At 73.6% G+C, this 25,104-nt stretch carries 20 protein-coding genes; 9 read left to right on the forward strand and 11 right to left on the reverse strand.

The features are described 5' to 3' along the window. Positions 1-57 precede the first annotated feature (57 nt). Complete coding sequence (locus tag ACIP9D_RS11360; RefSeq protein WP_350869494.1) at positions 58-1,233, reverse strand: PQQ-dependent sugar dehydrogenase; 1,176 nt, start codon at positions 1,231-1,233, stop codon at positions 58-60. A 69-nt stretch (positions 1,234-1,302) separates the two neighbouring features. Then, a complete protein-coding gene (locus tag ACIP9D_RS11365) occupies positions 1,303-3,120 on the reverse strand; it encodes a SpoIIE family protein phosphatase (RefSeq protein WP_350869496.1) in 1,818 nt (605 codons plus the stop codon). Between the two features lie 169 nt (positions 3,121-3,289). Here ACIP9D_RS11365 and ACIP9D_RS11370 point away from each other — a divergent pair, with 169 nt between their 5' ends. Then, positions 3,290-4,216 carry a 2-hydroxyacid dehydrogenase gene (locus ACIP9D_RS11370; protein WP_350869498.1) on the forward strand — a complete coding sequence of 309 codons (927 nt, stop codon included), beginning with the start codon at positions 3,290-3,292 and terminating at the stop codon, positions 4,214-4,216. Here ACIP9D_RS11370 and ACIP9D_RS11375 read toward each other — a convergent pair. After that, entirely contained in the window at positions 4,210-4,596 is a 387-nt protein-coding gene (locus ACIP9D_RS11375; protein WP_350869501.1) for a PH domain-containing protein, read from the reverse strand. The genes ACIP9D_RS11370 and ACIP9D_RS11375 overlap by 7 nt on opposite strands. Positions 4,597-4,825: 229 nt before the next feature. On the opposite strand from ACIP9D_RS11375, the gene ACIP9D_RS11380 reads away from it, so the two are divergent. Further along, positions 4,826-7,198, forward strand: a complete 2,373-nt coding sequence (locus tag ACIP9D_RS11380) for a bifunctional diguanylate cyclase/phosphodiesterase (protein WP_350869502.1) — start codon at positions 4,826-4,828, stop codon at positions 7,196-7,198. A gap of 35 nt (positions 7,199-7,233) precedes the next feature. On the opposite strand, the gene ACIP9D_RS11385 is transcribed toward ACIP9D_RS11380, so the two are convergent. Genes ACIP9D_RS11385 through ACIP9D_RS11410 form a run of 6 tightly spaced genes read right to left on the reverse strand, consistent with a single transcriptional unit; the run spans position 7,234 to position 12,222 of the window. Further along, positions 7,234-7,977, reverse strand: coding sequence for a copper homeostasis protein CutC (locus ACIP9D_RS11385; RefSeq protein WP_350869503.1), 744 nt, complete (start codon positions 7,975-7,977; stop codon positions 7,234-7,236). Continuing rightward, on the reverse strand, positions 7,977-8,999 hold the full coding sequence (locus ACIP9D_RS11390; RefSeq protein WP_350869505.1) for an asparaginase: 1,023 nt from the start codon (positions 8,997-8,999) through the stop codon (positions 7,977-7,979). Before ACIP9D_RS11390 ends, ACIP9D_RS11385 begins: the two co-directional genes overlap by 1 nt. Beyond that, on the reverse strand, positions 8,996-9,880 hold the full coding sequence (locus ACIP9D_RS11395) for an amino acid ABC transporter permease (RefSeq protein ID WP_350869507.1): 885 nt from the start codon (positions 9,878-9,880) through the stop codon (positions 8,996-8,998). Before ACIP9D_RS11395 ends, ACIP9D_RS11390 begins: the two co-directional genes overlap by 4 nt. Further along, complete coding sequence (locus tag ACIP9D_RS11400) at positions 9,862-10,506, reverse strand: amino acid ABC transporter permease (RefSeq protein ID WP_350869511.1); 645 nt, start codon at positions 10,504-10,506, stop codon at positions 9,862-9,864. Before ACIP9D_RS11400 ends, ACIP9D_RS11395 begins: the two co-directional genes overlap by 19 nt. A gap of 16 nt (positions 10,507-10,522) precedes the next feature. After that, positions 10,523-11,476 carry a glutamate ABC transporter substrate-binding protein gene (locus ACIP9D_RS11405; protein ID WP_350869513.1) on the reverse strand — a complete coding sequence of 318 codons (954 nt, stop codon included), beginning with the start codon at positions 11,474-11,476 and terminating at the stop codon, positions 10,523-10,525. 17 nt (positions 11,477-11,493) lie between these two features. Then, positions 11,494-12,222 carry an amino acid ABC transporter ATP-binding protein gene (locus ACIP9D_RS11410; RefSeq protein WP_350869515.1) on the reverse strand — a complete coding sequence of 243 codons (729 nt, stop codon included), beginning with the start codon at positions 12,220-12,222 and terminating at the stop codon, positions 11,494-11,496. Positions 12,223-12,414: 192 nt separating this feature from the next. Between ACIP9D_RS11410 and ACIP9D_RS11415 the strand changes: the two genes are divergently transcribed. Both ACIP9D_RS11415 and ACIP9D_RS11420 read left to right on the forward strand, forming a co-directional pair. Then, the gene (locus ACIP9D_RS11415; RefSeq protein WP_350869517.1) at positions 12,415-13,602 is read left to right on the forward strand and encodes an ROK family transcriptional regulator; all 1,188 of its coding nucleotides are present in this window, start codon (positions 12,415-12,417) and stop codon (positions 13,600-13,602) included. A 254-nt stretch (positions 13,603-13,856) separates the two neighbouring features. Continuing rightward, positions 13,857-14,393 (forward strand): hypothetical protein, encoded by a 537-nt coding sequence (locus ACIP9D_RS11420; protein ID WP_350869518.1) that lies wholly within the window; start codon positions 13,857-13,859, stop codon positions 14,391-14,393. A gap of 55 nt (positions 14,394-14,448) precedes the next feature. On the opposite strand, the gene ilvD is transcribed toward ACIP9D_RS11420, so the two are convergent. Further along, positions 14,449-16,296, reverse strand: a complete 1,848-nt coding sequence (gene ilvD, locus ACIP9D_RS11425) for a dihydroxy-acid dehydratase (protein ID WP_350869521.1) — start codon at positions 16,294-16,296, stop codon at positions 14,449-14,451. Positions 16,297-16,407: 111 nt separating this feature from the next. On the opposite strand from ilvD, the gene ACIP9D_RS11430 reads away from it, so the two are divergent. From ACIP9D_RS11430 to serA, 5 genes are all read left to right on the forward strand, one after another. Then, positions 16,408-18,822 carry a bifunctional diguanylate cyclase/phosphodiesterase gene (locus tag ACIP9D_RS11430; RefSeq protein WP_350869523.1) on the forward strand — a complete coding sequence of 805 codons (2,415 nt, stop codon included), beginning with the start codon at positions 16,408-16,410 and terminating at the stop codon, positions 18,820-18,822. 189 nt (positions 18,823-19,011) lie between these two features. Then, positions 19,012-20,892 (forward strand): acetolactate synthase large subunit, encoded by a 1,881-nt coding sequence (locus tag ACIP9D_RS11435; RefSeq protein WP_350869525.1) that lies wholly within the window; start codon positions 19,012-19,014, stop codon positions 20,890-20,892. A 79-nt stretch (positions 20,893-20,971) separates the two neighbouring features. Continuing rightward, entirely contained in the window at positions 20,972-21,487 is a 516-nt protein-coding gene (gene ilvN, locus ACIP9D_RS11440; protein WP_350869528.1) for an acetolactate synthase small subunit, read from the forward strand. 88 nt (positions 21,488-21,575) lie between these two features. Beyond that, complete coding sequence (gene ilvC, locus ACIP9D_RS11445; RefSeq protein WP_350869531.1) at positions 21,576-22,589, forward strand: ketol-acid reductoisomerase; 1,014 nt, start codon at positions 21,576-21,578, stop codon at positions 22,587-22,589. A 466-nt stretch (positions 22,590-23,055) separates the two neighbouring features. Further along, positions 23,056-24,654 carry a phosphoglycerate dehydrogenase gene (gene serA / locus ACIP9D_RS11450; RefSeq protein ID WP_350869533.1) on the forward strand — a complete coding sequence of 533 codons (1,599 nt, stop codon included), beginning with the start codon at positions 23,056-23,058 and terminating at the stop codon, positions 24,652-24,654. Positions 24,655-24,733: 79 nt separating this feature from the next. On the opposite strand, the gene ACIP9D_RS11455 is transcribed toward serA, so the two are convergent. Next, entirely contained in the window at positions 24,734-25,090 is a 357-nt protein-coding gene (locus tag ACIP9D_RS11455; RefSeq protein ID WP_350869534.1) for a hypothetical protein, read from the reverse strand. Between the last annotated feature and the right edge of the window lie 14 nt (positions 25,091-25,104).

Raw genomic sequence — 25,104 nt, forward strand, 5'->3', positions numbered from 1 at the left:
GCCCGTAGAAGGATCTTGGCAAACCTGAGGACGGCCGGCCGGAAACCCGGCCCCGGGTCAGCTCCGTCCGGCACCGCCGTCGGCGAAGACCAGTCGGAGGATCCGGTCGTCCTCCGGCGTCGGGTCGCCCCGTCCGTCGTGGTTGGAGGTGGTCACCCAGAGCGAGCCGTCCGGCGCGGCGGCCACCGCCCGCAGCCGCCCGTAGCGATTGGTCAGCAGCTCGCGCGGCTGGCCGAGCACGGTGCCCGTGTCGGTCAGCTCGACCACCCAGAGCCGCTTGCCGCGCAGACACCCGGTCACCAGCAGCCGGTCCACCGCGGCCAGACCGGAACAGGAGGCGTCGGAGGTCCGCCACTGGGTGATCGGGTTGACGAAGCGCTTGTCGTCGGAGCGCCCCTCCACCTGCGGCCACCCGTAGTTCTTACCCTTGACGATCTCGTTGATCTCGTCCCAGGTGTTCTGGCCGAACTCCACCGCGTACATCCGCTTGGCGGCGTCCCAGGCGAAGCCCTGCACGTTGCGGTGCCCCAGCGACCAGACCGGCGAGTTGGGGAACGGGTTGCCGGCTGCCGGCTTGCCGTCCGGGGTGATCCGCAGGATCTTGCCGCCCAGGTTCTTGACGTCCTGGGCGCGCGGGCGGTCACCGGCGTCGCCGGTGCTCGCGTAGAGCTGCCCGTCCGGGCCGAAGGCCAACCCGCCGCCGTTGTGCACGCCCGCCTTCGGGATGCCGGTGACGATCGGGGTCGACTCCTCGCCGAGTTGGAGCCGGACTATCCGGTTGTCCCGCTCGGTGGTGTAGTAGACGAAAAGCGTCCGGTCCCGCTGGTAGGCGGGGGAGACGGCGATGCCGAGCAGGCCGCCCTCGCCGGCCGCCGCCACGTCGGTGATGGTGTGCGCCACGCTGACCCGCAGGCCGTCCGGCCCGGACTCCGGGCCCACCTTCAGGATCCGGCCGCTGTCGCGTTCGGTGACCAGCGCGGCCCCGTCGGGCAGGAACCCGATCGCCCACGGCACCCGCAGCCCCTTGGCCAGTACCGTGGCCACCACCTGCTGGCCGGCGCCGCCCTGGCTCGGAGAGGTGGACGGGGTGGGGAAGTTCGGCGGCTCGCCCGCCGGATCGGGCTCCGGCTCGCCGAAGCTGCAACCGGTCGCGGCCAGCAGCAGCGCCGCGCACGACGCCGCCAGGGCCACCCGGGCGCGGCGGATGCGAGGGTACGGGGGACGGGCGCTCACCCGGCCCAGGGTATCCCGCCGCACGGCCCGCACGGGGCGGTCGGCGACAGGAGTGGCCGGTGCGCCGCCTCAGCGTGCCCGGACGGTCAACAGCGCGACGTCGTCCTCGCCGCGGTGGGCCGTGCCGAGCAGTCGGTCGCAGAGTTCGTCGAGCGGCAGCCGGTGCGTCCCGGCGAGCCAGCCGGTCAGCTCGGCCAACCCCTCGTCGATCGGTCGGTCCCGCCGCTCGATCAGCCCGTCGGTGTAGAGCAGCAGGGTGTCACCGGCGGCCAAGGCGGCCCGCCGCGTCGTCCGGCGGACCGGCCGGACCAGCCCGAGCAGCGGTTCGGGCGACCCGGCGAGCACCTCCACCGCTCCGCCGGCGCGTACCACCAGCGCCGGCGGGTGCCCCGCGTTGCACCAGGTCACCAGGCGACCGCCGGTGGGGTCGACGCGGAACCGGACCAGGGTCGCGGTGGCGGCGGTGTTGAGGTGCAAGCCGCGCATCGCGTCGTCCAGCTGGGTCATCAGCTCGCCGACCTCGTCGGGCCGGCCGAAGGCGTTGCCCCGGACCATGTTGCGGAGCTGGCCCATGGTGGCTGCCGCCTCGATGTCGTGCCCGGCCACGTCCCCGATCGCCGCGATCAGGTCGCCGTCGGGCTGGACGAACGCGTCGTACCAGTCGCCGCCCACCTCGACCCGGTCGGCCGCCGGCTGGTAGCGGGCCGTCAGCTCCAGGCCCGGAATCTCCGGCAGCCGCGGCAGCATGCTGTGCTGCAGCACCTCGGCGACGTGCCGCTGCTCGCCGTACATCGAGCTGTTGCCGATGGCCTGCCCGGCCCGGCGCCCGACGTCCAGCGCGGTGAGCATGTCGCGGTCGTCGAACTGACGTCGGCGCGCGCCGTTGACCAGGGTGATCGCACCGAGCACCGTGCCGCCGGCCGTGGTGATCGGCACGCTCAGGTGGGACGCGAAGCCGAGCCGGGCGGCGATCGCCGGCATCTCCGGGCCGGTCGTGCCCCGCTCCACGTCGGCCAGGGTGGCCGCGCTGCCCAGCACCGGCTGGCCGGTGCGCAGCACCGCCCGGGTGATCGACTCCGGGGCCAGCCCGGTGCGCATCAGCTGGGCGAAGCGGTTCACGTCCGCCGCCAGCGACGGGTCGCGGTGCACCGCGGCGACCTCCTGCGGCAGCCCGGCCGGGCCGACCACCGACACCAGGCACCAGTCGGCCAGCAGCGGCACCGTGGTCTCGGCGAGCCGGCGCAGGGCGGTGCCCACGTCGAGCGTGCCGCCCAGCGTCTCGCTCAGGCCGGCGAGCAGCTCCAGCCGCTCGTGCGCCTCCTCCGCCCGCCGCCGCGCCTCCTCGGCGCCGTCGAGCGCGATCCGCAGCCGCAGCTCCGAGGAGCAGGCGGCGGCCAGGTCGGCGAGGGTACGCAGCTGCGCCGCCGTCCACGACCGAGGCTTGCTGTCGATCGCGCAGAGCGAGCCGAGGACGTTGCCCGACAGGTCGGTCAGCGGCATCCCGGCGTACGCGACCACGCCGAGGTCGGTGATCGCCAGATTGTCCCGGACCCGGGGATGCAGCCGGGCGTCCGGCAGCACCATCGGCACCTCGATGTCGACCACGTGCTGACAGAACGAGTGACTCAGCGGGGTCTGCCGCCGGCCGGCCCACGGCTCCGGCAACCCGACCGCCCCGGGAAAGAACTGGCGGTCGGTGGAGACCAGTGAGACCAGCGCCACCGGCACGTCGAGCAGGTCGCTCACCAGCCGGGCGAACCGGTCGAACGCCTCGTCCGGCGCCGCGTCCAGCCTGGTGTCCGCCAGCGCCCGCAGCCGAGCCGGGTCGGCGAGCGCCGAGGGCGCGGCGGCGGCACGCGGGGTGGCGTGCGCGGAGCGGTCGATCATGGTGCACCTGTCTGCGGGTGGACGGAGGCCGGTGGGCGCTGCGGCTTCTCGTTATACCCCGCTGGACCGACTGCCGATGCCTGCCAATTCCTCCCCCGCTCGCCCCGGCACCCGGCGGCGGGGACGTGCGCTGACATGCCCCCACCGACGGGGGCTATCGTCGTCGGGCGTGAAGGTATGGATTCCGCATGAGGCCGGCCTGGCGCTCCTCGGTGAGCTGCCCCCGGAGGTCACGGTCGAGGTCGCCGAGCAGCCCGAGAAGCTTCCGTCGGAGGTGGCCGGCGTCCGGTTCTGGGTGCCGCCGTTCCTCGCCGGTTCGGACGCCGGCGCGCTGCTGAAGGAGCTTCCCGACCTCGCGGTGGTGCAGCTGCTCTCCGCGGGCGCGGACGCCTGGGTCGGCCGGATGCCGGACGGGGTCACGCTCTGCGACGCCCGTGGTGTGCACGACCCGTCCACGGCCGAGTGGGTGGTCACGGCGATCCTCGCTCAGCTGCGGGCGTTCCCCGCCTTCGCCCTGGCGCAGGCCCGCCGGGAGTGGGCGTTCGGTGCGGTGGCCCCGACCGACGAGCTGACCGGCAAGCGGGTGCTGATCGTCGGCGCCGGCTCGATCGGCAGCGCGGTACGCGACCGCCTCGCGCCGTTCGACGTGAGCTTCACCCTGGTCGCCCGGACGGCCCGGCCCGAGCAGGGCGTGCACGGCGTCGAGGAGCTGCCGCGGCTGTTGCCGGAGGCGGACGTGGTGGTGGTGCTGGTGCCGCTCACCGAGCAGACCCGTGGGCTGATCGACGCGGCGTTCCTCGCCGCGATGCCGGACGGCGCGCTGCTGGTCAACGCCGCCCGGGGGCCGGTGGCCCGGACCGAGGCGCTGGTCGCCGAACTCGGCACCGGGCGGATCTCCGCCGCGCTGGACGTCACCGATCCGGAGCCGCTGCCCGCCGACCACCCGTTGTGGGACATGCCCAACGTGCTGCTCACCCCACACGTCGCCGGCTCGGTGCGTGGTCTGCTGCCGCGGGCCTACCGGCTGGTCGGGGACCAGGTGCGGCGGTTCGCGGCCGGGCAGCCGCTGATCAACGCGGTGGTGGACGGCTACTGACTCGCCTCGGCCGCGCCGGGCAGCGTCTGGCCGGTGGCCGAGACGAGCCGGGGCAGGTCGGTCCCGCGTACCGCCGGCAGGACGACCTGCTGCCCGTCGTCGAGCCGGGCCACGGCCCGCCCGCGCGGGTCGGTGGTCAGCTCGACGACCCGGTCCCAGGCGATCCGGCGCTGCCCGGTGAGCGCCCGCAGGCGTAGTTCGCGGGCGTCGGCGTCGGTGCCGGCCCGCCAGGCCCAGACCCCGACGGCCAGCGGAACGAGCAGCACCGGCAGCAGGTAGGCCCGGGCGTTGGCCAGCGGCAGGGCGCCGATGAAGGCGATGATCGCCGCGGCCAGGATCGCCTGGTTGTACCGGAAGCGGACGGTGTCGGGCTTACTCACCCTGCGATGATCCCACCCCGTCCCGGACGGCCGCGCGTCGGGCGGCGTCCGGCCTCCGGTCGGGTCGCGGAGTGGCCAGGGTCACTTGTCCGGCGCGAGGCTTCGCCGTAACCCATTCCCCTCGCCGATCGTTCACGATGGTTGGGCACCGGACCCGCCCCCGACCCGATCCGTCCGACGCCCGCGCACCGCCGTACCGCCCCAGTGCCCCCTCACGAAGGCGACCGTCGTGCCCCTCGCCGCCCCGTCCCGTGCCCGCCTGCCCCGCCGGATGGTGCCGGAGACCGCCGCGCTCGCGGCGGTCGCGCTGCTCGTCCTCGGCGCCGCGGTCGGCCTGCTCCCGGCCGTGGCCGTGGCCACGCTCGCGGTTGGTGCCGGCGCCACCCTCGCCGGCGTACGGCTCTCCCGGCTTGCCGCCCGGCCACCCGTCGACGCTCACCGCGACGCCGGGGCCGAGCCCCGGGCAGCTGCCACCCGGGCCGCCCGGCGGGCGTGGTCCTCGGCCCGCTCGGCCGCCCTGCTGCTCGACGTCGCCGTGGTCGCCGCCGGGCTCACCGCCGCCCTGTTGCCGCTGATCGAGCGGGGCCGACCGGCCGCGGCCGGATCCGGAGCGGCCGTGATGGCGGGTTTCGCCGTCCTCGGGTTGCGCCGGCTGCCCGGTCCACCGCGACCGCCCGGCCGGGTCCGGTTGCGCCGGCTCGCCGACGCGGCCGGTCCGGCCATCGGGCTGGCCCTCGCCGGCTGGCTGCTGCTGCCCAGCTCCGCCGGGCCGTACTCGGCCCGGCTGGCGGCCGCGCTGCTGCTCGGGGTGCTCGGCATGACTGCGCTCACCGCGCTGACCGGCCCGCACCGCCGGCCCGGGGCGGCCACCTGCCGGGGTGGCGTGGCGCTGATCCTGTTCGGGCTGGTGCTGCTGGCGGCCCTCCCCGCCGCGCCGGCCGCGGGCCGGTGGACGCTGCTGGCGCTGCCGCCGCTGGTGGTCGGGATGCTGCTCGCCGCGGCCGGCGCGCGGCGTGCCGTCGTGATCGAGCCGGCGGCGGCCCGCCCGGCGCCGCGCTGGCCGCGGGCGGTGGTCCCGGCGGTGGCGCTGCTGCTGGCCGCCGGCTGGCATGTCGGCTCGGCCCTGCCGCCGGACCGCGTCACCGTCCTGCTCGCCCTGGCGGCGGTCCCGCCGTTGGTGCTCCGCGAACTGCTGCGCGAGGCCGAGTCCGGCGGAGGCGCCCACTCGGCCGACCGCCGGCGCGCGCGCCGACGACCGCCGGTGGAGGCGTCCGGACCAGCGGCCGGGCTTCCGGCAGCAGGCCGGGAAGCCGCCCCGCCCGCGGTCACCGTGTCCGAGCCGATGGCGGCGCCCGCGGCGGCCGGGCTCGCCGGCCGGTCGGCGCTGCTGCGCGCCCTCGCCCCGCTGAGCCAGGCCGCGCCGCCGGCCGGGGCGCTGCTGGTGGTGGACCTGCACGTCCCCGGCACCGACGGCGTCGCACCGGCGCTCCGCGAGGACGTCCTGGCCGAGGTGGTCCACCGGGCCCGCGCGGTGGTCGGCCGCGGCGATCTGCTCGCCGCCCTGGGCGGCGCCGGGTTCGCGGTGGTCACCGCGGTCGGGCCGGTGCTGGCGTACGCGCTCGGCACCCGCCTGCTGGCCGCGTTGACCCAGCCCTACCAGGTCGCCGGGGCGGTGCTGCGGGTGCAGGCGAGCATCGGGCTGGCCGAGGTCACCGGCGGCGGCCCGGACGACGTGCTGCGCCAGGCCGACCTGGCCCGGCGGCGGGCCGTCCAGCTCGGCCGGGACCGGGTCGAGTGGTACGACGCGTTCCTGGAGGAGCAGCTGGTCCGCCGGCTCGACCTGGAGCGGGAACTGCCCGGAGCGGTCGCCCGGGGCGAACTGGACCTGGTCTACCAGCCGGTGCTCGGGCTGGCCGACCGGCTGCCGGTCGGCACCGAGGCGCTGCTGCGCTGGCGCAGCCCGGTGCTCGGCACGGTGCTCCCCGCCGAGCTGCTGCCGGTGGCCGAGGACCTGGACATCGTCGGTGAGCTGGAGTGGTGGGTGTTGGACCGGGCCTGCCGCCAACTGGCCGAGTGGTCGGCCGAGAGCCGGCAGCTCTGGATGGCGGTCAACGTGACCACCGGCGAGTTGACCACGCCCGACTTCGTGCAGCGCACGGCCGCGGTCCTCGCCGCCTACGGGGTGCCGGCCGATCGGCTGGTGGTGGAGGTGGCCGAGCCGCGGGTCGGCAACGAGTTGCCCACCGTGGTCGCGCGGCTGGCCGGGCTGCGTTCGCTCGGCGTCCGCACCGCGCTCGACGACTTCCGCGCCGAGCACGCCTCACTGGCGCAGCTGCGCCGGCTCCCGATCGACCTGCTGAAGGTCGGCGCCAGCCTGGTCGACGGGGCGCCGGGCGCCCAGCGCCCGCTGATCGACGTGGTGGTCAGCGTGGGCGAGCGGCTCGGCGTCGAGGTGGTGGCGGAGGCGCTGGAGTCACCCGCCCAGGTCGAGGGCGCGTACCGGGCGGGCTGCCGGTACGGGCAGGGCTTCGCGCTGGCCCGGCCCGCCACCGCCGAGCGGGTCGAGGCGTACCTCGAGGAGTTCCCCTCCGCGTCGCGTTGACCCCTCGGCTGGTGGCGGTCGGTTCGGTCGGGCGGTCAGGCGCGGGCGGCGGCGAGCACCTTCCCGATCAGCTCGCCGGAGGTGCCGGAGCGCTCGTACTCGGAGCGGTTCAGGCTGCCGCCCATCAACGGCGCCGGGTTCCGGTGCACGGCCGGGCTGTCCGAGGTGACCAGCGCCGCGAAGTGGTACTCCCGCGCGCCGGTGGCCTCGACGATGCGGGCGATGTTGCGCGGGGTGATGCCACCACCCGGCATGACGATGATGCGCCCACCGGCGCGGCGGACCAGCTCGGCGATGAGCGGGGCTCCCTCCAACACGCTCACCTCCTGGCCGGAGGTCAGCACCCGGCTGACGCCCAGGTCGATGAGCTGTTCCAGGGCCTGGAACGGGTCACGGACCATGTCGAACGCCCGGTGGAAGGTGACGCTGGCGTCGCCGGCGGCCTCGATCAGCCGGCGGGTGGTGGCGACGTCGACGTCGCCCTCGGCGGTCAGTGCGCCGATCACCACGCCGTGCGCGCCGGCCGCCACCGCCGCCCGCACGTCGCGCACCATCGCCTCGACCTCGTGCTCGGAGAAGATGAAGTCACCGGCCCGCGGCCGGATGATGACGTGCACCCGGATCCGGTCCACGCTGCGCAGGGCGACCTCGATGGTGCCGATGCTCGGGGTCAGCCCGCCCTCGAAGAGCGCGGAGCAGAGCTCCACCCGATCGGCGCCGGCCGCCTCCGCGGCGATCGCCCCCTCGACGCTGTCGATGCAGATCTCGAAGTTCGTCATCATTTTTCCCTCTCCGTGCGGGGAGTTCCCGCGGTCCAATCGATGGCGGCGTCGACGGCGCCCACCGGCTCACCGCCGCCGAGCACCGGCACCCGGCGCAGCTCCGGGGCGCCGTCGACGGCCGCACCGGCGGCCGTCAACGCGGCGAGCGCGATCGAGGAGGTGGCCCGAGGGCTGCCGTCGATCACCTTCACCGCGACCGCGTACCCGTCGGGAGTCGCCACCCCCAGCACGCCCTCGGCGCCGCCCTTGGCGAGCACCCCGGGCAGCGCCCGCATGAGGTCGGTGTTCGGATGGCCGTGCCAGCCGCCGACGTGTTCCGGGTGCTGGCGCATCGCCTCGGCCACCCGCGCCTCGTCGCTGCCGGGCCGCGCCGTGGCCAGCGCCTGGAACGTGCGGGCCAGGCCGGTGAGCGGCAGGCCGAACAGCGGCGCGCCGCAGCCGTCGACTGCGACGGCGGTGACTCCGGTGCCGGCCAGCCGGGCGACGCTGGCGGCGATCTCCCGTTGCAGCGGGTGCGCCGGGTCGAGGTAGTCCCGCGTCGACCAGCCCCGCGCGACGGCGGCGACCAGCATGGCGGCGTGCTTGCCCGAGCAGTTCATCCGGATCTGGCTGCGCTGCTCGCCGGCCCGGACCAGACGCTCCCGCGTCGCCTCGTCCTCCGGCCAGTCGACCGGGCAGCCCAGCGCCGCCTCGGTCAGCCCGGCAGCGGTCAGCAGTCCCCGTACCACCGCGACGTGCCGGTCGTCGCCGGTGTGGCTGCCGGCGGCGATGGCCAGTGCGGGCCCGGCGAGCGACGCGGCGGCCGGCGACGCGGGGTCGGCGGCCGTCGCGGCCGTCAGACAGGCCAGCGCCTGCACCGGCTTGAGGGTGGAGCGCGGCAGCACCGGTTCGTCGGGTACGCCGGCGCGCAGCGCGACGGCACCGGACGGGTCGAGCACCACCACGCTGCCGTAGTGCCGGCTCTCCACGAAGCCGTTGCGGGTCACCCGCGCCAGTTCCGCGTACCGGGCAGTGGTCATCGGGCGGTTCCCCCTTGGGTGAGCGGCGGCGTGGCCGGGCCGGGCGCCGTGGACCGGCCGCGGGTGAGCCGCCCGTTGCGGGCCTGCAGTACGCGGGCGAGCTTCGACAGCGAGGCGTTGACCACCAGGTAGATCAGCGCCACCACCAGGAACGTCTGGATCAGCAGGTGGGTGTAGGAGGCGAGCACCTGACCGCTGTAGAGCAGCTCGGTGTAGCCGACCACGAAGCCGAGCGAGGTGTCCTTGAGCAGCCCGACCAGCTGACTGACCAGGGACGGGGTGAGCCGGAGCAAGGCCTGTGGCAGCACGACCAGCCGCATCACCTGCCCCCGGCGTAGCCCGATCGCGAGGCCCGCCTCGGTCTGGCCCCGGTCCAGCGCCTTGATGCCGGCCCGGAAGATCTCGGCGAAGGCAGCCGAGTTGGAGACGACGAGCGGCACCACGAGCTTCCAGAACAGCGGGAAGTTCAGGCCGTACTTGGGCAGCGCGAAGAGCGTCACGTAGACCAGGAGCAGTACGGGTACGGTCCGGAAGACCTCCACGTACGCGCCGGCCAGCCACCGCAGCGGCCGTCGTGCCGACAGCCGGCCGAGCGCGAGCAGCAGCCCCAGCGCGGCGCTGAGGACGGCGGTCGCCGCGGCGGCGAGCAGCGTCGACCAGAGCGCGTTGAGCAGGTATCGCCAGATCGGCCAGGTGGTGAAGGGCTGCCACCGCTCCGCGGCGAGTTCGCCGTAGCTGGCGAACCGGTGGATCGCCCAGGCGAGCCCGCCGAGGAGGACGAGCGCGCCCAGCACGGTGGCGATCCGGATGCGGCGTTGAGCCCGTGGGCCCGGCGCGTCGAAGAGGATCTGCTGGTTCGGGTTCATCGCACGATCGCCCACCTTCGCTCCAGCGTCGCGGTGACCCGGCCGATCAGCAGCGCCAGCAACATGTAGGCGAGACCGGCGCCGGTGAAGACGGCGATCGGCTGGGCCTCGACGAGGTTGACGTTGTTAGCGGCCTGGGTCAGCTCGACCACCCCGACCGCGGCGGCGAGCGAGGTGTTCATCAGCAGCGCGATGTAGATGTTGCCCATCGGCTGGATCACCGCGCGCAGTCCCTGCGGCAGGATCACGTACCGCAGGGACTGGCTGAAGGTGAGCCCGATGGCGCGTGCCGCCTCGGCCTGCCCCACCCCGACCGTGTTGATCCCGGCTCGGATCGCCTCGGCCAGGTACGCCCCCTCGTAGGCGGCGATCACGATGGCCGCCGAGGTGAACAGGGGGAAGGTGATGCCGATCGTCGGCAGGGCGAAGACGAAGAGGACCAGCAGTGCCAGCAGCGGCAGGTTCTGGAGGACCTCGACGTAGACCATGCCGACGCCGCGCAGCAGCGGTACCGGGCAGACCCGCAGGGTCGCCACGACGACGCCGAGCAGCAGCGCGCCGATGGTGGTCACGACGGTCAGGTGGACCGTCGTGAGCAGCCCGTGGCCGAGTTCGTCGAGGTGACCGGTGAGGGCTTCCATGGTGTGGGAGTGATCCTCAGGAGCCCTCGACGGACCCGATCGCCGGCGGGGTGGGCGTGCCGCCCTCCACCACCGAGCCGAGGGTGCTCTGCCAGACCTTCGACCAGGTGCCGTCGGCCTGGATCTTCCGCAGCCAGTTGTTGACGAACTCCTTGAACTGGGTGTCCTCCCGGGTGAGGCCGATCCCGTACGCCTCGGTGGTGAAGGGGTCGCCGACCACCTTCATTCCCGGGTTCGTCTTGGCGTTCGACGCGAGCAGCGTGAAGTCCTGCACGTACGCGTCGCCGCGCTTCTGCAGCAGCGCCTGCACCGCCTGGGGGTCGGTGGCGAAGGCGACCTGCTTGGAGCCGGGGGCGGCGCTCGGCAGCGCGGTGACCGCCGGGGTGTTGGCGCCGACGATGACGGTCTTGCCGGCCAGGTCCTTGACGCCCTTGATGCCCGTCTCGTCCTTGCGCACGGCGACCGCCAGCCCGGAGGTCAGGTACGGCCCGGCGAAGGCGACCTGGGTGGCCCGCTGCGGGGTGATCGTGTAGGTCTGGAAGACCGCGTCCACCGACTTCGCCTGGAGCATCGCCTCCCGGGTCTGGGTGCCGATGGTCACCGTCTTCACCTCGGGCTTGCCGATGATGTACTTGGCCAGCAGTTTGGCCATGTCGGCGTCGAAGCCTTCGATGTCGCCGCTGACCGGGTTCTGCTGGGACAGCAGCGGGGCGTCGAGGGAGCCGCCGACGTTCAGGTAGCCGCGCTTGCGGATCATGTCCATGGTGGAGCCGGCCGGGATGTCGGCGTCCGACGCCACCGGTGCGGCGTCGAAGACGGACTGGGCCACCTTCTGGCCGTCCGCCTGTCCCGGCAGTGCCGGGGCGGATCCGCCGTCGCCGCAGCCGGCGGCGGCGAGCGCGACGGTGACGGCCGTGGCGGCGATCGTCAACGCGCGGCGGCGTGTGACGTTCGTGAAGCGAATCGACATGGCACCCTCCTCGGGGGTCAGTGCTGGAGGATCTTGGAAAGGAAGTCGCGCGCCCGCTCGGTGCGTGGGGCGGCGAAGAACGCGTCGGGGCTGCCGGACTCGACGATCCGGCCGTCGTCCATGAAGACGACCCGGTCCGCGGCGCGGCGGGCGAAGCCCATCTCGTGGGTCACCACGATCATGGTCATCCCCTCAGCCGCCAGGGAGACCATCACGTCCAGGACCTCGTTGACCATCTCCGGGTCGAGGGCCGACGTCGGCTCGTCGAATAGCAGCACCTTGGGCCGCATGGCGAGGGCGCGGGCGATCGCCGCGCGCTGCTGCTGACCGCCGGAGAGCTGCGCGGGGTAGTGGTCGGCCTTGTCGGCGATGCCGACCCGGTCGAGCAGGGCGAGGGCCCGCTCACGCGCCGCGGCCTTCGGCGTCCGGCGGACCCGCACCGGGCCGAGCATGACGTTCTCCAGCACGGTGCGGTGGCCGAACAGGTTGAAGGACTGGAAGACCATGCCCACGTCGGCACGGAGCCGGGCCAGCTTCCGCCCCTCGGCCGGCAACGGCTCACCGTCGATCTCGACGCTGCCGGCGTCGGCGACGGCCAACCGGTTGAGGCAGCGGCAGAGGGTCGACTTGCCGGATCCGGACGGGCCGACGACGACCACCACCTCACCGGCGGCCACCGTGAGGTCGATCTCCTTGAGCACGTGCAGCGGGCCGAACCACTTCTGCAGGCCGTGGACGGCCACCATCGGCCGATCCGGCCGGGTGGGCCCGGCCCGGTCCGCGAGACCGGGTGCCGCCGTCGGTGCCATCGCCCGCCTCACTTCCTGCAACAGTCGAACAAAGATCTGTTCATTTCGAATCAACGGTGCCATCTAATGCGAGGATCAAAACCAAGTCAACCGCTTGCTAGAACAAAGCTCGGATGCTAAGAACCTGGCGTGACGATCGACGACGCCGCGCGGGACAGCCCGCGGGGCGGCCCCCGCGAGCTGCTCCGGTTGGTGTCCAGCGGAGCGGCGGTCAGCCGGGCGGATCTCGCCCGGCTCTCCGGGCTGTCGCCGTCCACCGTCTCCCTACGGGTCGAGGCGCTGATCAGCGAAGGTCTGCTCCAGGAAACCGGCGACGGAAAGTCCCGGGGCGGGCGCCGTCCCCGCCAGCTCGCGGTGCCCACCGGCGACGCACTGGTCGGCGCGATCGACCTGGGCGCGCACCACGCCCGCCTCGGCACCCTCGACCTCACCGGGCGGGTCGTCGAGGTCCGGTCCCGGCCGATCCGCATCGAAGACGGGCCGGAGGCCGTCCTCGGCGCGCTGCTCGACGAGATCGCCGCGCTGGCGCCCCGGCCCGCCGCGCCGGTACCCGGCCAGCGGGGCGGCGCCACCGCCGGCGGGCTGCGCGGCATCGGCATCGGCATTCCCGGCCCGGTGCACTTCGACACCGGCCGGATCGTCAGCCCCTCCCGGATGCCCGGCTGGAACGGCTTCGACGTGCGTGCCTTCTGCGCCGAGCGGACCGAGGTGCCGGTCGTCGTCGACAACGACGCCAACCTGATGGCGCTCGGCGAGCACCGGTTCACCCATCCCGAGCTCGACCACGCCGTCTACGTCAAGGCCGGCACCGGCATCGGCGCCGGTGTCATCTCCGGTCGGCGACTGCACCGGGGCGCCCAGGGCTCCGCCGGGGACATCAGCCACTGTCGGGTGGTCGCCGATCCGGGGCCGCTGTGCAGCTGCGGCAACACCGGCTGCCTGGAGGCGGTGGCCAGCGGGGCCGCCCTGGTCGCCGCGCTGCGCGAGCAGGGCGTACCGGTGGAGAACCTGAGCGGCGTGATGCGGCTGATCGACGACGGCGACCGGCACGCCACCGCGCTGGCCCGCCGGGCCGGCCGATCGATCGGCGAGATCCTCGCCGTGGTGGTCAACTTCTTCAACCCGCAGGTGGTCGCGATCGGCGGTCGGCTGGCCGAGTGTGAGCCCCTGCTGGCCAGCATGCGGGCCACCCTCTACGAGCGCTGCCTGCCGCTGGCCACCCAGGCATTGCTCATCGAGCGGGTCGTCGCCGGCCCGGACGTCGGCATCATGGGCGCCGCGCAGCTGGTCATCGACCGGATCGTCGACCCCGGCTGACCGGAACCGTCCGGTCCAACCCGGACGGTGGCGTGGATCAGCTGGGCAGGGCGCCCGGCCCGGCCAGCAGCTCCAGCCGCTCCTCGGGCGAGAGCACCGGGTAGGCCGGCTCGTTGGCGCGTAACTCATGATCGCTTCCTGGGCTCGCAAGGTACCGGTGCCCGAGCGAGGGCCTGCCAAGATCGGGACCGACGCCCGCGCCAGACGGCCGACCCCCGGATCACCCCCGCACGGCGCAGCACCGGAGGAGAATCATGATCGCGGACCACATTCGTGACGCGGCGGCCACCGCCTTCGTCTTCGGCTTCTTCGCGTCCAGTTGGTTCGGTTGGGCGCAGGAAGCACCGCCGCGCAGGTGGCGGACGCCGCTCGCCGTCGGATCGGTTCTCTCGCTGCTCACGGCGGCAGCCGGTGGAGTTCTCGCCGGGCGGCACTGGTCGGACGGCACGGTCTTCGACGCCGACACCAGCCGCACCTTCGGCCTCGTCGTGGGCGTCGAGTTCGCTCTCGCCGCGCTCGGGGCCGGCCTGCTCGCCCTGCGCCGCCGCAAGGACCTGATCCCGGTCTGGGTCGCGCTCGTGGTGGGGGTGCACCTGTCCCCGGTCGCGGCGCTGCTCGACTATCCGCTGATCCACCTGGTCGCGGCTCTGGTGACGGCGGTGGCGCTGGCGGCCGTGCCGGTGGCCCGGGCCCGGGCCGTCACGGTGAGCGCGGTGGTCGGGCTGGGCACCGGCGCCGTGCTGCTGGTCGCCGCGCTGACGTCGCTCGCCGTCGCCCTGTTCGGGTACTGAGGCGACCTCGGGCCCCTGCCGCCCAGGGAAGCGGCGACAGGGGCCTCGTGCGCGTCTACTCGGGGACGCGCCGGTAGGCGCCGTCACTGGCCGAGGTGGCCATCGAGGCGTACGCCCGCAGCGCCGCGGAGACCGGGCGCTGCCGGTCGGCCGGGGTGTAGGGGCGGTCGCGCTTCTCCTCGGCGACCCGGCGGGCCTGGAGCACCTCATCGGGCACGTTCAACTCGATGGACCGCCCCGGGATGTCGATGACGATCTCGTCGCCCTCCTGGACCAGCGCGATCAGCCCGCCGGAGGCGGCCTCGGGCGAGGCGTGCCCGATGGAGAGCCCCGAGGTGCCGCCGGAGAACCGCCCGTCGGTCAACAGCGCGCAGGCCCGGCCGAGCCCGCGGCCCTTGAGGAACGAGGTGGGGTAGAGCATCTCCTGCATGCCCGGGCCGCCCTTCGGCCCCTCGTACCGGATCACCACCACGTCGCCGGCGACGACCTGCTTGGCCAGGATCGCCGTCACGGCGTCGTCCTGGGATTCGTAGACCTTCGCCGGGCCGCGGAAGGTCAGGCACTCCTCGGGCACCCCGGCGGTCTTCACCACGCAGCCGTCCGGCGCGAGGTTGCCGTGCAGGATGGCCAGCCCGCCGTCGGCGGAGTAGGCGTGCTCCCGATCCCGGATGCAGCCGCCGGCCGCGTCGGTGTCCAGCGACGACCAGCGGTTGACGGTGGAGAAGGGCTCGGTGGTCCGGACCCCGCCGGGCGCGGCGTGGAACAGCTCGACCGCGTCGGGCCGCGGGGAGCCGCCCCGGACGTCCCAGTCGGTGAGCCACTGGGCGAGCGAGGGGGAGTGCACCGCGTGCACGTCCCGGTTGAGCTGGCCGGCGCGGTCCAGTTCGCCGAGGATGGCCGGGATTCCGCCGGCCCGGTGCACGTCTTCCATGTGGTACATCGGCGAGTTCGGGGCGACCTTGGCCAGGCAGGGCACCCGCCGGGAGATTGCGTCGATGTCGGCCACGCCGAAGTCGAGCTCGGCCTCGCGGGCGGCGGCGAGCAGGTGCAGCACCGTGTTGGTGGAGCCGCCCATCGCCACGTCCAGCGCCACCGCGTTCTCGAACGCGGCCTTCGAGGCGACCGCGCGGGGCAGCACCGAGGCGTCGTCCTGGTCGTACCACCGCTTGGCGATCTCCACGACGGTGCGGCCGGCCTCCACGAAGAGCGACTTGCGCGCGGCGTGGGTGGCCAGCGTCGACCCGTTGCCGGGCAGCGCCAGCCCGATCGCCTCGGTCAGGCAGTTCATCGAGTTGGCGGTGAACATCCCGGAGCAGGAGCCGCAGGTCGGGCAGGCCGAGCGCTCGATCTCGCCGAGCTGTTCGTCGGTGACCGCCTCGTTCGACGAGGCGATCATCGCGTCGATCAGATCGATCTTGCTGTGCACGATCCCCTCGATCGCGACCGTCTTGCCGGCCTCCATCGGGCCGCCGGAGACGAAGACGGTGGGGATGTTGAGCCGGAGCGCGGCGAGCAGCATGCCTGGAGTGATCTTGTCGCAGTTGGAGATGCAGACCAGGGCGTCCGCGCAGTGCGCGTTGACCATGTACTCCACCGCGTCGGCGATCAGCTCCCGGCTGGGCAGCGAGTAGAGCATGCCGCCGTGCCCCATCGCGATGCCGTCGTCGACGGCGATGGTGTTGAACTCCCGACCGACCCCACCGGCCTCGGCCACCGCGTCCGCGACCAGGCCGCCCATGTCCTTGAGGTGTACGTGACCCGGCACGAACTGGGTGAAACTGTTCGCGATGGCGACGATCGGCTTACCGAAGTCGTCGTCGGTCATCCCGGTGGCCCGCCAGAGGGCCCGGGCGCCGGCCATCGTCCGACCGTGCGTGGAGGTCTTCGACCGCAGCTCAGGCATGCGTACCAGTCTTGCACCGCCGCGGGCGCCCCGGTCGTGCGTGGGCGCCGTGTCCCAACAGATGCACACCCGGCCCCCCATCACGGGCGCTCGTCCGGCAGAGTTGAGGGCGTGCATCTCGCCCCGGGCACGGCCGCCGTCGCGGCGCTGAGCTGGCTCGTCGCCGCCTCGGCCACCGCGCTGCTGGTGGTCGCCGCCCGGCGGCGCACCGGCCGGCACCGCCCGGCGCTCGTGCTGCTCGCGGCGGGTGCCGGGCTGGCCCTGGCCAGCCTGCTGACCGGGCTCGGCGCGGCGCTCGACGCCGGCCCGCACTGGGCGCACGCGCAGGAGCAGCGCACCGGTTGGGCGACGCTGATATCGGTCGGTACGGCGGCCAGCGGGTTGGTCTTCCTCGCCGGGCTGCTCCGGCTGCCGGGGGTGGCCCCCACCGCGGCGGCGACCGTACGACTCGCCCTCGACGGGTTGACCGCGGCCGCCGCGCTCTGGTTCGTCGGTTGGGTGCTCCTCTCCGAGCCGACCCGGCTGCTCGGCGACGCCACCCCGATGGCCTGCGCGCCGATCCTGCTCGCGACGGTCAGCGCGGCGCTGGCCGCCGGGCTGGGACCGATCGTGGTCTTCCGAGCCGCCGCGCCGCGCCACCAGCTGGCCGCCCTCGCCGCCGGCATCGCCGCGGTCACCTGCGGCGGGCTCGGCGTCGCCGCCGGGCTCTGCCAGGCCGGCCCGGCGATGGTGCTGATCGGTGCCGGGCTGCTCGCCGCCGGCCTGCTGGCCGCCGCGCTCTCGGTCCGTCGGCTCGATCGCCCGCGCCCGGTCGAGCCGGATCTGATCAATCGCGACGGCGACTACGCGATCCTGCCGATGTTCGCCATGGCCGCCTCGGCGATCTACCACCTCCTCCAGGACGGCCGGTTCGGCGCGCTCGGCATCATCGCCGGCACGGTCGAGGGCTTCGCCCTGGTGGCCCGGCAGGCCCTCACCCTGCGCGACGTGCGGGGCTACGCCGGGCGGCTGGCCGAGCGCGAGGCGCACTTCCGCGAGCTGGCGCACACCGACCCGCTGACCGGGTTGGCCAACCGGCGCGGGCTGCTGCGGGCACTGCACCGTTGCGCCGAGGCGGGCTCCGACTGCGTGCTGCTCGGCCTCGACCTGGACGGCTTCAAGAACGTCAACGATATGCGCGGGCACGACGTGGGCGACGCGGTGCTGGCCGAGGTGGGCCGGCGGCTGGGCGGCAACCTGCGCCCCGGCGACGTGGCCGCCCGGCTCGGCGGTGACGAGTTCGCGGTGCTGATGCACGGCCGCCCGGCCGAGGCCGAGCGGGTGGCCGAGCGACTGTTGGCGGTGCTCGGCCGCACCTACGACGAGGTGGACGGGCCGGTCTTCCTGTCGGTGAGCATCGGGATGGCCGGCTGGGCCGGCGAGCCCGACGTGGAGCTGTTGCAGCGCCACGCAGATCTGGCGCTGCGCTACGCCAAGCAGCGCGGCAAGAACCGGATCGAGCGCTACGACGCCGCGTACGACCAGCTGCTGCGCCGGCGCACCACGCTGGAGCACGAGCTGCGTGGCGCGATCGAGCGCGACGAGCTGCGGCTGGCCTTCCAGCCGGTCGCCTCGCTGCCCTCGGTACGCCCGGTCGGCGCCGAGGCGCTGCTCCGCTGGCACCACCCGGAGCTGGGCAACGTCCGCCCGGACGAGTTCATCCCCCTCGCCGAGGAGTGCGGGATGATCGCCAAGCTCGGCGCCTGGGTGCTGCACCAGGCCTGCTACCAGCTCTCCCGCTGGCTCGCCGACGGGCACGACGTCTGGGTCTCGGTGAACGTCTCTCCCCGGGAACTGCACGCCCCGGAGTACGTCGTGCTGGTCGCCGATGCGTTGCGCGCGCACCACGTGCCGCCGCAGCGGCTGGTGCTCGAGGTGACCGAGCACGCCGTCGCCACCGACCTCGACGAGCTGATCCGGCGGCTGACCGCGCTGCGGCGGACCGGGGTCCGGATCGCGTTGGACGACTTCGGCGCCGGCTACTCCTCGCTGGGGCAGTTGCGCCGGCTGCCGATCGACATCCTGAAGATCGACCACAGCCTGGTCGCCGAGCACGAGCCGGTTCGCCCGGTGGGACGCGACGGCCCGGCGTTCGCGCCGATGGTCGACATCGTGATGCGCCTCGGTCACCAGCTCGGTCTGGAGGTCATCGCCGAGGGGGTGACCACCCCCACCGAGCTGGCCGCGGTGGTGGCCGCCGGCTGCCGGTTCGGCCAGGGCGCGCTCTTCGGTTGGGGCGTACCGGCCGAGCATCTGGAGGCGATGCTGGAGGCGGCCACCTCGCCCGGCGCCCGGCCGGCGCCCCCGGGCGTCCGCGCCGTACCGCCCGCCATCCGGACCACCGCGTTGCCCGCCCAGCGCTCCCCGCAGGCCGGGTCCGGGCAGCTCACACCGGCCGCCGAGGGCGCGTCGCGGGCCGACGCGCCGACATCCGTTGACCAACATGTGGGATCAGTTGACTCATCGCGTGAGATGCGTCAGGCTTGAGCCCATGTCGTCGTACCGGTCGCTGCGAGTACTTATCTGAGCGCACTCTCCCTCATCGAGAGTGCGCTGGCCCCGTGCATCTGCACGTGGGCCGTTTTTATTGCCGTCGGATCTCCCAGGGACGGGCTCCGCCCGGGTCCCCATCCGCTCCACCAGCCGCACCCACTCCAGCCGAAGGCCTGAACCGCCATGACGAGACCCACGCCAGAGACACTCGCCCACTCCGCCCGGCGGGCCCGCGCGGCCACCGGGCCGGCGATCGACGCCGAGCCCGCCGCCCGCGCCGCCGCCACGCCGGCCGCCCCGGCGGTACGGACACCCGCGCCGGCTCAGCTCTCCGGGGCCGGTTCGCTCGTGCGGTCCCTCGAGGCGCTCGGCGTCGAGGTCGTCTTCGGCATCCCGGGCGGCGCGATCCTGCCGGCCTACGACCCGCTCTACGACTCCTCCGTCCGGCACATCCTGGTCCGCCACGAGCAGGGCGCGGGGCATGCGGCGACCGGCTACGCGCAGGCCACCGGCCGGGTCGGCGTCTGCATCGCCACCTCCGGCCCGGGCGCGACCAACCTGGTCACCCCGATCGCCGACGCCTACATGGACTCGGTGCCGATGGTGGCGATCACCGGCCAGGTGGCCCGGCCCTCGATCGGCACGGACGCCTTCCAGGAGGCGGACATCCAGGGCATCACCCTGCCGATCACCAAGCACAACTTCCTCGTGCAGAACGCCGAGGAGATCCCGCAGGTGCTGGCCGAGGCGTTCCACCTGGCGAGCACCGGGCGGCCCGGACCGGTGCTGGTCGACATCCCCAAGGACGTGCTCCAGGCGTCGACCACCTTCAGCTGGCCGCCGACCCTGGATCTGCCCGGCTACCGGCCGACCCTGCACCCGCACGGCAAGCAGATCCGGGAGGCGGCCCGGCTGATGACCACGGCCCGCCGGCCGGTGCTCTACGTCGGCGGCGGGGTGCTCAAGGCCGGCGCCACCGAGGGGCTGCGCCGCCTCGCCGAGCTGACCGGCATCCCGGTGGTCACCACGCTGATGGCGTTGGGCGCCTTCCCCGACTCGCACCCGCAGCACCTCGGCATGCCCGGCATGCACGGCACGGTCTCCGCGGTTTACGGGCTGCAGAAGGCGGACCTCATCGTGGCGCTGGGCGCGCGCTTCGACGACCGGGTGACCGGCCAACTGGAGTCCTTCGCCCCCGACGCGGCGGTGGTGCACGCCGACATCGACCCGGCCGAGATCGGCAAGAACCGGCACGCGGACGTGCCGATCGTCGGCGACGCCCGGCACGTCATCGACGAGCTCATCGCCGCGGTCGGCGCCGAGCAGTCGGCCGGACACACCGCCGACCTCGCCGACTGGTGGACCCAGCTCGAGGACCTGCGCAACCGCTACCCGCTGGGCTACGACGAGCCGGCCGACGGCACGCTCTCCCCGCAGTACGTGATCAAGCGGCTGGGCGAGATCGCCGGCCCGGACGCGATCTACGTGGCCGGGGTGGGCCAGCACCAGATGTGGGCCTCCCAGTTCATCTCCTACGAGAAGCCGCACACCTGGCTGAACTCCGGCGGTCTCGGCACGATGGGCTACGCCGTGCCGGCGGCGATGGGCGCCAAGGTCGGCAAGCCCGACACGGTGGTCTGGGCGGTGGACGGCGACGGCTGCTTCCAGATGACCAACCAGGAGTTGGCCACCTGCGCCCTGGAGGGCATCCCGGTCAAGATCGCCGTGATCAACAACGGCAACCTCGGCATGGTCCGGCAGTGGCAGACGCTCTTCTACAACGAGCGCTACTCCAACACCGAGCTGGGCACCCACAAGCACCGCATCCCGGACTTCGTGAAGCTCGCCGAGGCGCTCGGCTGCGTCGGGCTGCGCTGCGAGAACGCCGCCGACGTCGACAAGACCATCGCGGCCGCCATGGAGATCAACGACGCCCCGGTGGTCATCGACTTCGTGGTCGGCAAGGACGCCATGGTGTGGCCGATGGTCGCCGCCGGCACCAGCAACGACGAGATCATGTTCGCCCGCGGCGTCCGCCCGGTCTTCGACGAGGATGACCTGTAGCCATGACCGAGCGCAGCGAGGGCCATGAGGGCATGACGGGAATGACATCTGACATGAGTGAGCGAAGCGAGGTCGTGGCATGACGGTGCACACGCTTTCGGTCCTGGTGGAGAACAAGCCAGGTGTCCTGGCCCGGGTGTCCGGGCTCTTCTCCCGGCGCGGGTTCAACATCGACAGCCTGGCCGTCGGCGAGACCGAGAACCCCGACGTCTCCCGCATCACCATCGTGGTCAACGCCGAGTCCTCTCCGCTGGAGCAGGTCACCAAGCAGCTCAACAAGCTGGTCAACGTGCTCAAGATCGTCGAGCTGGATCCGCAGGTCTCGGTGGCCCGGGAGTTGCTGTTGGTCAAGGTCCGCGCCGACCGGGCGGCCCGCAGCCAGGTGCTGGAGACGGTGAGCCTGTTCCGCGCCCGGGTGGTCGACGTGGCTCCGGACACGCTGACCATCGAAGCCACCGGCACGCCGGACAAGCTGGACGCGTTGCTGCGCGACCTCGAACCCTTCGGCATCAAGGAGATGGTCCAGTCGGGGCTGGTGGCGATCGGGCGCGGCTCGCGTTCGATCACCGCGGGGCCCGCGCTACGGGCCGCCTGACCTGACGGGCGGCCCGCGCGGGCCGCCGTCGACCCAACCGCACAGACCACGACGGGCCGTCCGGGCCGTCGTACGAAAGGGAAGTTTCATGAGCGTTGAGGTGTACTACGACGACGACGCCGACCTGGGCCTGATCCAGGCCAAGAAGGTCGCGGTCATCGGCTACGGCAGCCAGGGCCACGCCCATGCGCTGTCGCTGCGCGACTCCGGTGTCGACGTGGTCATCGGCCTGCCGGTGGGCTCGAAGAGCCGGCCGAAGGCCGAGGAGCAGGGTCTGCGGGTGGTGTCGCCGGCCGAGGCGGCGGCCGAGGCCGACGTGATCATGGTGCTCGCCCCGGACACCGCCCAGCGCAGCCTCTACACCGAGGCGATCGCGCCCAACCTGGCTCCGGGCAAGGCGCTCCTCTTCGGCCACGGCTTCAACATCCGCTACGACCTGATCAAGCCGCCGGCCGAGATCGACGTCGCGATGATCGCCCCGAAGGGCCCGGGGCACCTGGTCCGCCGCCAGTACGTCGACGGCAAGGGCGTGCCCTGCCTGGTCGCGGTCGAGCAGGACGCCTCGGGCAACGCCTTCGCGCTGGCCCTGTCGTACGCCAAGGGCATCGGCGGCACCCGGGCCGGTGCCATCCGGACCACCTTCACCGAGGAGACCGAGACCGACCTCTTCGGTGAGCAGGCGGTGCTCTGCGGCGGCGCGGCGGCGCTGGTGCAGACCGGCTTCGAGGTGCTCACCGAGGCCGGCTACGCGCCCGAGGTCGCCTACTTCGAGTGCCTGCACGAGCTGAAGCTCATCGTCGACCTGATGTACGAGGGCGGCATCGCGCGGATGCGCTACAGCGTCTCCGACACCGCCGAGTACGGCGACCTCTCTCGCGGCCCGCGCGTGATCGACGCCCGGGTCAAGGAGGAGATGCGCAAGATCCTCGGTGAGATCCAGTCCGGCGAGTTCGCCCGCGAGTGGATCGCCGAGGACGACGCGGGCCGGCCGAACTTCGCCAAGTGGCGGGCCGAGGGCGCGGCGCACCCGATCGAGGAGACCGGCCGGAAGCTGCGCGGCATGATGAGCTGGGTCGACCGCCCGATCACCGAGACCGCCTGACGTTTCCCCGGTGCGTCCGGTCGTCGGGTACGACCGAGCGCTCCACCGGCGGCCCCGACCCGGCGCTCTCCCCAGCGCCGGGCCGGGGCCGCCGTCGTTGCTGCCAGTCCGCGAAGCCGAGTCGGATGCTCACGTGGTGGGACCGGGTGACCAACGCCTCGGCCAGGGCCGGGCCGGGGGTGGATCGACCTGGGCCGGCGGGCGGAGCAGGCACGCCGCCTCCTCCGCTGGCGGTGCCGCGTGCGGTTGTATCGGCGCAACGTGACGGTGAACGGCGGGTGGCCGGCGGCCGACACGGTGTGTGAGGGCGCTCACCCCGCGGTCCGGGGCACCTCGGCCAGCCCGCCCCCTACGATCGCGTTAGGTGCGTAGCCGGCACCTGACGGCCATGATCCGGATCGGCGCAGGGCGCAGTGCGGCGTCCGACCGCCCCGGCCGACCGCTCTGACTACAGCTACGAGGACCGATGAATCCTGTCGTACTGATCGCCGAAGAACTCGCTCCCGCCGCCATCGAGGTGCTCGCGCACGACTTCGACGTCCGCCACGTCGACGGCACCGACCGCCCGGCCCTGCTCTCCGCGCTCGCCGAGGCCGACGCCGTCATCGTCCGCAGTGCCACTCAGATCGACGCCGAGGCGATCGCCGCCGCGCCGCGGCTCAAGGTGGTCGCCCGCGCCGGTGTGGGTCTGGACAACGTCGAGGTGCCGGCCGCCACCGCACGGGGCGTCATGGTCGTCAATGCCCCCACCTCCAACATCGTCTCCGCCGCCGAGCAGGCCGTCGCACTGCTGCTCGCCGTCGCCCGCAACACCGCCGCCGCGAGCGCCGCGCTGAAGGCGGGGGAGTGGAAGCGGTCCAAGTACACCGGCGTGGAGATCCAGGGCAAGACCGTCGGCGTGGTCGGCCTCGGCCGGATCGGCGTGCTCTTCGCCCAGCGGATCGCGGCCTTCGGCACCCGGCTCATCGCGTACGACCCGTACATCCAGCCGGCCCGTGCGGCCCAGCTCGGCGTCCGCCTGGTGGGCCTGGAGGAGCTGCTGCGGGAGAGCGACTTCATCTCCATCCACCTGCCGAAGACGCCGGAGACGGTCGGCCTGATCGGCGAGAAGGAGCTGGCCGTCGTCAAGCCGGGCGTCCGGATCGTCAACGCCGCCCGGGGTGGTCTCGTCGACGAGCAGGCCCTCGCCGACGCGATCGCCGAGGGGCGGGTCGCCGGCGCCGGCGTGGACGTCTACGCCAAGGAGCCGTGCACCTCCTCGCCGCTGTTCGCCTTCGACAACGTGGTGGCCACCCCGCACCTGGGCGCCTCCACCAACGAGGCGCAGGACAAGGCCGGCCTGGCGGTGGCCAAGAGCGTGAAGCTGGCGTTGCAGGGCGAGTTCGTGCCGGACGCGGTGAACGTGCAGGCCGGCGGCGTCGTCGCCGAGGACGTCCGGCCGCTGCTGCCGCTGGCCGAGAAGCTCGGCCGGGCGTTCACCGCGGTGGCGGGCGGGATCGCCGCCAGCGTGACCGTCGAGGTGCGGGGCGAGATCGTCAACCACGACGTGTCGGTGCTCAAGCTCGCCGCGACCAAGGGCCTGTTCAGCTCGGTGGTCGAGGAGCAGGTCACCTACGTCAACGCGCCGCACCTGGCCGCCGAGCGCGGCGTCGAGGTCACCCTGGCGACCCAGGCCGACACGGTCGAGCAGCCCACGCTGGTCACCGTCCGCGGCGCCCTGCCCGACGGGCGGACGGTCAGCGTCTCCGGCACGGTGACCACCAGCGGTGCGCGCGACGTCATCAAGCTGACCGAGGTGGACGGTTTCGACGTGGAGATCGGCGCGGAGGGCATCCTGCTCTTCCTCCGCTACGCCGACCGCCCCGGTGTGGTCGGCACCGTCGGCACGCTGCTCGGCGAGGCCGGCATCAACATCGCGGCCATGCAGGTGGCCCGTCGGGAGGCCGGCGGCGAGACGCTGATGACGCTCACCGTCGACCAGGCGCTCGGCGCCGACCTGCTCACCTCCGCCGCCGACTCGATCGGCGCGACGGCGGCCAGCGCCGCGGACCTGCGCGACGAGTGATCTGACGGCAGCACAACGGGGGGCCCGGCGATCCGCCGGGCCCCTTCGCCGTACCGGGGCCGGTTGCCGGTCCCGGTGCTCAGCCGGGCAGCCGGGCCGGTGGCGGGTAGACCGAGCCGTCCTGGGCGTCGAAGAGCATCAGCCCGTGCTCGCCGGCGAGCCGCTCGATGTCGAGCAGCACCTGATCCGCGCAGGTCGGATACAGGTTCATCTCGATGTGGTCGTTGGCCGCGTGCAGCGGGGCGACCTCCCACGGGGTGCCCGGCCTGGCCGGCCGGTCGGGGTACGCGGCGGTGATCGCCCGGTAGAACGTCACCACGCGCGGGTCGGGATGACGGTCGACGTGCTGCCCCTGCCGGCACCGCTGCACCGCTGCTCGCACGTCCTCAGGCGTCGCCCCGTCCGGCAGGGCCCACACGCTCAGATCGAAACTCACGGCGCACAGCGTGC

Source organism: Micromonospora sp. NPDC093243 (genome assembly GCF_044753725.1).
Classification (GTDB): domain Bacteria; phylum Actinomycetota; class Actinomycetes; order Mycobacteriales; family Micromonosporaceae; genus Micromonospora.